Genomic DNA, 6,187 nt, shown 5'->3' with positions numbered 1-6,187 from the left:
GGTTTACATTAAGATGTTCGCTCCAAAGTGTGTAAGCCATAGGTGCCGCACCTAACACTATACCCGGGTGTCCTGACGTTGATTTTTCGATCGCATCTACTCCGAGCATTCTTATTGCGTCCACTGATAATTGTTTTACATTTTTTTCCATTTTACATCTCCTCTTTAACATTTATTTTTATCATAGTGACTTTTTGAAACTATTTATTTTTTTACAACGTTACCCTATTATATCAGATATTTAATCTTAATGTCCAGCTTCAGAATGGTTTTTTTATTTCCGTTTTTTCTTCGCTAATTTACACTCTATGATTTCAATTCATTAAAAATGAATTCTATCTCCTTCTGGAACACAATGAAAAACGACCTTCAAGCTCAGATAAAAAAACATAAAAATTAATAATTCATTTTTTAATCAAAAAAGTATTGCTTATTTTTTCTATTTCTGATACAATGCTTTTTATGGAAGGTTAAAAACATTAAATAAGCGCCAGACCTTAAATTTTTAGAGCTTTACAATACAAATAAATAACACCTGATTATTGAAAGAGACGTTTCATTAATCATACAGATTTATATCAATCTCTAAAAAACAAGGTGACGAGGAGTTAAGAGTTATCGAATATTTTCGGCGGGTACTCTTAGGGTGGTCACAACCCCAGCAGTAAACAAATCCTGTAAGCAATTACAGATACAAAATTACTGCAGTGACAATCTTCCTTGAAAATTAAATATTTTGAGGAGGCATATTATGTGCGGAATAGTTGGTTATATTGGGACTAAAAGAGCCCAAGATTTTGTAATGGACGGATTAGAGAAACTGGAATACAGAGGGTACGACTCTGCAGGAATAGCAGTTAACACTGGGAATGGTAAATTTGTTGTCACTAAAAAGGAAGGAAGACTGCAAAGACTTGCTGACGAGCTTCATATGAATCCTATTGAAGGGACTATCGGTATAGGACATACAAGATGGGCTACACACGGAAAGCCGTCTGATACTAATTCACATCCACATTTTAATAAAGATAAGACTTTAGTTGTCGTTCATAACGGAATTATAGAAAACTATCTTGAATTAAAGAAAGATCTTATATCAAAAGGTTACGAATTTTTATCTGAAACAGATACTGAGGTTATTGTTCATCTTTTGGATATGAATTTTGACGGCGACATTCTTGAAGCAGTAAGAAAAACTTTGAAATCACTCAAGGGTGCTTATGCTCTGGGAGTTATGTCTACTAAAGATCCTGACAGAATTATAGCAGTAAGAAAAGAAAGTCCTCTTATTGTGGGAATCGGAAAAGGTGAGAATTATCTGGCTTCTGACATACCTGCTATACTTAAGTATACAAGAGATATGTATCTTATTGAAAACGGAGAAATTGTAGAAATAAAAAAAGACAGCATAAAAATCATGGATCAGGACGGAAATCTTATTAACAGAGATATTTTTCATGTAGAATGGGATATCGAAGCAGCTTCAAAAGGCGGATATGACTTCTTTATGCTTAAAGAAATATATGAACAGCCTGAAGTAATAACAAAGACTCTAAAAAGCAGAGTTGATGAGAACTATAATATCAAATTTGAGGACATTGGACTTACAAAAGAACTGCTTGAAAATGTAAATAAAATATACATAGTTGCCTGTGGTACAGCATACAATGCCGGACTTATAGGAAAATATATACTGGAAAAACTAACAAGAATAAGAGTGGAAGTAGATATTGCTTCTGAATTCAGATACAGAAATCCTATTGTGGATGACAAAACTCTGGTTATCGTCCTGAGTCAGTCAGGTGAAACACTTGATACATTTGAAGCTTTGAAAGAATCAAAAAAATCTGGTGCAAAAGTTCTGGCAATTACAAATGTAGTAGGTTCTTCTATTTCAAGAGAAGCCGACAGCGTAGTTTATACATGGGCAGGCCCTGAAATTGCGGTTGCTTCTACCAAGGCTTACACTACACAGCTTGTTGTTCTTTACTTAATAGCTATAGACTATGCACAAAAAGTAGGGAAACTTTCGTCTGAAAATGCAAAAGAACTTGTGAAAGAGTTATTCGAACTTGAAGAAAAAGTAGCTAAAACTTTATTATATGAAAAAGAGCTTGAAGAAATTTCAGAACATATTATAAAACAACACAGCATGTTCTATCTTGGAAGAGGTCTTGATTACCTCACTGCACTGGAAGGTTCATTAAAATCAAAGGAAATATCATATATTCACTCGGAAGCTTTTCCTTCTGGTGAATTAAAGCATGGTACCATTGCACTGATTGATGACGGAGTACCTGTAGTAATTAATGTTACACAGGATTCATTACTGGATAAATCTATTTCTAATATAAAAGAGGTAAAAGCAAGAGGTGCTTATGTTATAGCCATTGCTAAAGAAGGAACGAAAAATATCGAGGAAGTATGTGACAAAGTATTTTACATACCAAAAGTTAATGATGATCTAGCTTGTTTCCTGAGTATTATTATTCATCAGTTATTCGCCTACCATCTGGCAGTTGCTAAAGGCAATGATGTGGATAAGCCAAGAAACCTTGCTAAATCTGTTACTGTGGAATAAAATTTGTTTTCAAAAATTAATATCTATATTTCAAAAATGCTAAACTAGCAGAAAAACCGGAGAATCAGGACATTTAATATGTTCTTATTTCTCCGGTTTTTTATTATAATTGTATTTTTCAAAAATTTGTATTTGATACTATACTATCTGTCTAAAATCTCACCGCCAGAGCTTTACTATATTGTTTTACTTAATTTTTCTCCAGTTTTGTACTGCTCTTTCCCATAATTCTTCCATTGTATAGCTGCCGTTCTTATCTTTATATTGACTGTCGCCTGTTTTTTCAAAAGTTCCCGGGTCAATCCCGTTGAACTTCCATATGTCCATATGTTCAATAGTTATATATACACCATCTTTATCAGAAAAAATCAAATCACGATGTATAATACTGCACGAACCGGACCAGTCTTTTCCTCCGCAGGGAATCTCCCCCTCTACTGGCTGAATCCCTGTTATCTTCAGTGTTTTTTTATCAAAATCAAATCTATTTCCATGACTCTCTCCGATTAATCTGCCGCTCATATAAAAATTACCTTTGTAAAATATGTATTCTTCAAAAACCAAATATTCCGTTTCAGGAAGTACACTACCCGAAGTCTTTATCACAGGATTTTCTGTTTCTATTTTCGAATCATCATAAAAATAAATTCCGTTTTTATCTTCGGCATAATATTTATTAAGTGTTTTAAATGTCGCTGCATCAAGGCTTTTCACTTTTTTATCCAGATAATACACAGAACCGCTTTTTATTTCAAACTCTTTTTTGGCTGCCTTATTTCCTGATATATTATTACTTTTAACCATAGAGAATCCTAAAAACACCAATACTGCCATAAGTAAAAATATTCCTTTTTTCATAAAACCTCCTGTTATCTATTCTCGCTATATAATATATCAGTTACGATTCCAAAATTCCGATAAAATCATCATTTATCTTATACTATTTAAGAATATTAACTTATTCCTTTTTCTATAACATATTCATTAATCAGGCTCAAAAATTCCATTCCGTATTTTTTCAGCTTAGCTTCTCCTACACCGCTGATCTCAAGGAATTGTTCAAATGTACGCGGATATTTTACACTCATCTCTTTCAGTGAGTTATCACCGAAAACTATATATCCCGGAACATTTTCCGCCTGAGCTATCTGCTTTCTCAAGTCTCTCAATCTGTCGAATAATTCATTATGTTCAAATACAGGTGCTGATTTTTTAACATTTTTAAACAGAACTTTTTCCAGTGATTTAAGTACTCTTACAGATTTATCATTACCGGTAACTACTGGAAATTCACCGTCAATATAGTCCAGATAATTATGGGCAATCAAAGTATTTACAAAACTTTTCAGATCTTCTTTTGTATATTCTTTCATAATTCCGTATGTAGAAAGTTCGTTTAGTTTAAAGCCCAGAACTTTTTGATTTTTTGACCCTTTTAGTACATCTACTATCATATTTATACCATAAGGACGTTTCATTCTATAAACACATGAAAGAACCTTTTGTGCATCTATTGTTCTATCGGTCATTTCGTAATTACCGTCACAATTACTGCAAGTTCCGCATTCTCCTTCATATTTTTCCTCAAAGTAATCCAGAATGTAATTTCTTAAACAATTATCAGTATGAATAAAATCAGTAATCGTTCTTAATTTTTTATACTCATGTGCTTTTCTTTCTTCGCTTTCAGTGCTATTTTCTATTAAAAATTTCTGAATCTGAACATCTCTCGGCGAATAAAGCATCACACACTCACTGTTTAGTCCGTCTCTTCCGGCACGTCCTATCTCCTGATAATAGTTTTCGATATTACGCGGCATATTATAGTGAATAACGTATCTCACATTGGGCTTGTCAATCCCCATACCAAATGCGTTAGTCGCTACTATAATATTAGATTTATCATAAATAAAATTTTCCTGATTGCGTTTTCTTTCTTCATCACTGAGACCGCCGTGATATCTTGTCACAGTGTGGAATTTCCCTTTCAAAAGTTCGTACACACTGTCGACTTCCTTTCGAGTCGAGCAGTAAATAATACCGGCCTGTCCGTCATTTTTTCCTACATAGTCTACTATATACTTCTTTTTCACTTCACCTTTGATCACTTTGATTTTCAGATTTTCTCTGTTAAATCCTGTGATAAAGACCTTAGGGCTTCTTAATTCCAGAATACTTACAATGTCGTCCCGTACTTCTTTTGTAGCAGTGGCAGTAAAACAAGTCACTACTGGTCTTTTGGGAAATACATTTATAAATTCGGGAATATTTCTGTAACTTTTTCTAAAATCGTGTCCCCACTGAGACACACAATGTGCTTCATCAATTGCGACCAGAGATACGTCGAGATTTTTCATTAAATTTATGAAGCTGGGAGAATTTAGTCTTTCCGGTGCTATATAAAGTATTTTTGTTTTTTTATTTTTTACATCAGTGAGAATATAAAAAATTTCATTGTCACTGAGACTGCTGTTAATATACGAGGCTTTTATTTCCAGCTCGTTTAATGTGTCTACCTGATCTTTCATTAATGATATCAAAGGGGAAATAACAATTGTTATTCCGTCGAGCATAAGGGCCGGTATCTGGTAACATATAGATTTCCCGCCTCCTGTTGGCATAACGGCAAGTATATCTTTTTTATCATTTATGGAATTTATTATTTCTTCCTGACCTCTTCTGAAAGAGTTATATCCGAAATATTTATTTAGAATAGAAATTGCTTTGGTCATAAGTACACCTCAATCTGTTATTTTTTCTTTTTAAATCATAGCATTTTTGGGGGAATTAATAAAGTGAAAGTTTATTTTGTGTGCCCGACAGGGTACACTAAATATTTACTTGAGCAAAATCGGGGTTTTACAGTCAGTTGCTTTTCATCAACATAACTTTTTCTTATTGTGCTATATCATATGAAAGGCTACTGAGTGTTAAACCGGGATAAAGTGAAAGTTTATTTTGTGTACCCTGTCGGGCACACAAAATATTTACTTGAGCAAAATCGGGGTTTAACACTCAGTAGCTTTTCATTAACATGACTTTTCCTTACTGTGTGATATCAGATGAAAGGCTACTGAGTGTTGAACCGGGATAAAGTGAAACTTTAATTAGCGGTTACTTTAGTAAACGCTAATTAATTAGTTGAACAGAATCGGGGTTTTACAGTCAGTTAGCTTTCATTAACATACTTTATCTTATTATACAATACCTATGAAAGATTACTGAGTGTTAAACCGGGATAAAGTGAAACTTTTACAGCCAGTAACCTTTCATATATTAGTATCCAGCAAGATAAAATAGATTAATGAAAGCTAACTGGCTGTCCCCACAGAGATAAAACAAACCACATTTAGCATTCCCCGATCGAAACCAAAAAACAGAGTAAAACTAAGAAAACTAAAAAATATTGTTTTAAATGCCAAAATTCCAATACACAGTTACTTTCAAAACCACCCCTAATCAGCCGATATCCAAATGGGATTTTTCCATTTCTGATGATAAAATTACCATATAAAATAAGAAGAGAAACTTAGACCAGTTATAAAATGTCAAGGAAAAAAAGAAGAATTTTTAAATAAAAAAATGAGTATCACAAAATAGACAGCA

General features: G+C 33.2%; 3 protein-coding genes and 1 pseudogene. 1 reads left to right on the top strand and 3 read right to left on the bottom strand.

From position 1 onward, the window contains the following. Positions 1–151: pseudogene (locus NK213_RS18625) on the bottom strand (hypothetical protein); the annotation flags it as partial. A gap of 600 nt (positions 152–751) precedes the next feature. On the opposite strand from NK213_RS18625, the gene glmS reads away from it, so the two are divergent. Further along, on the top strand, positions 752–2,581 hold the full coding sequence (gene glmS / locus NK213_RS18620) for a glutamine--fructose-6-phosphate transaminase (isomerizing) (protein ID WP_253352051.1): 1,830 nt from the start codon (positions 752–754) through the stop codon (positions 2,579–2,581). A 186-nt stretch (positions 2,582–2,767) separates the two neighbouring features. On the opposite strand, the gene NK213_RS18615 is transcribed toward glmS, so the two are convergent. Further along, positions 2,768–3,439, bottom strand: coding sequence for a DKNYY domain-containing protein (locus NK213_RS18615; protein WP_253352049.1), 672 nt, complete (start codon positions 3,437–3,439; stop codon positions 2,768–2,770). 95 nt (positions 3,440–3,534) lie between these two features. Beyond that, the gene (recQ, locus tag NK213_RS18610; protein WP_253352047.1) at positions 3,535–5,313 is read right to left on the bottom strand and encodes a DNA helicase RecQ; all 1,779 of its coding nucleotides are present in this window, start codon (positions 5,311–5,313) and stop codon (positions 3,535–3,537) included. Positions 5,314–6,187 lie beyond the last annotated feature (874 nt).

Source organism: Sebaldella sp. S0638 (assembly GCF_024158605.1).
Classification (GTDB): domain Bacteria; phylum Fusobacteriota; class Fusobacteriia; order Fusobacteriales; family Leptotrichiaceae; genus Sebaldella.
The sequence above is the reverse complement of the archived record's forward strand: the minus strand, read 5'-3'. Positions and strand labels throughout refer to the sequence as shown.

What these genes read in the sequence shown, in the direction of transcription:
- recQ (WP_253352047.1), bottom strand. Translation starts at nt 5,313, where the DNA reads ATGACCAAAGCAATTTCTATTCTAAATAAATATTTCGGATATAACTCT.
- glmS (WP_253352051.1), top strand. Translation starts at nt 752, where the DNA reads ATGTGCGGAATAGTTGGTTATATTGGGACTAAAAGAGCCCAAGATTTT.
- NK213_RS18615 (WP_253352049.1), bottom strand. Translation starts at nt 3,439, where the DNA reads ATGAAAAAAGGAATATTTTTACTTATGGCAGTATTGGTGTTTTTAGGA.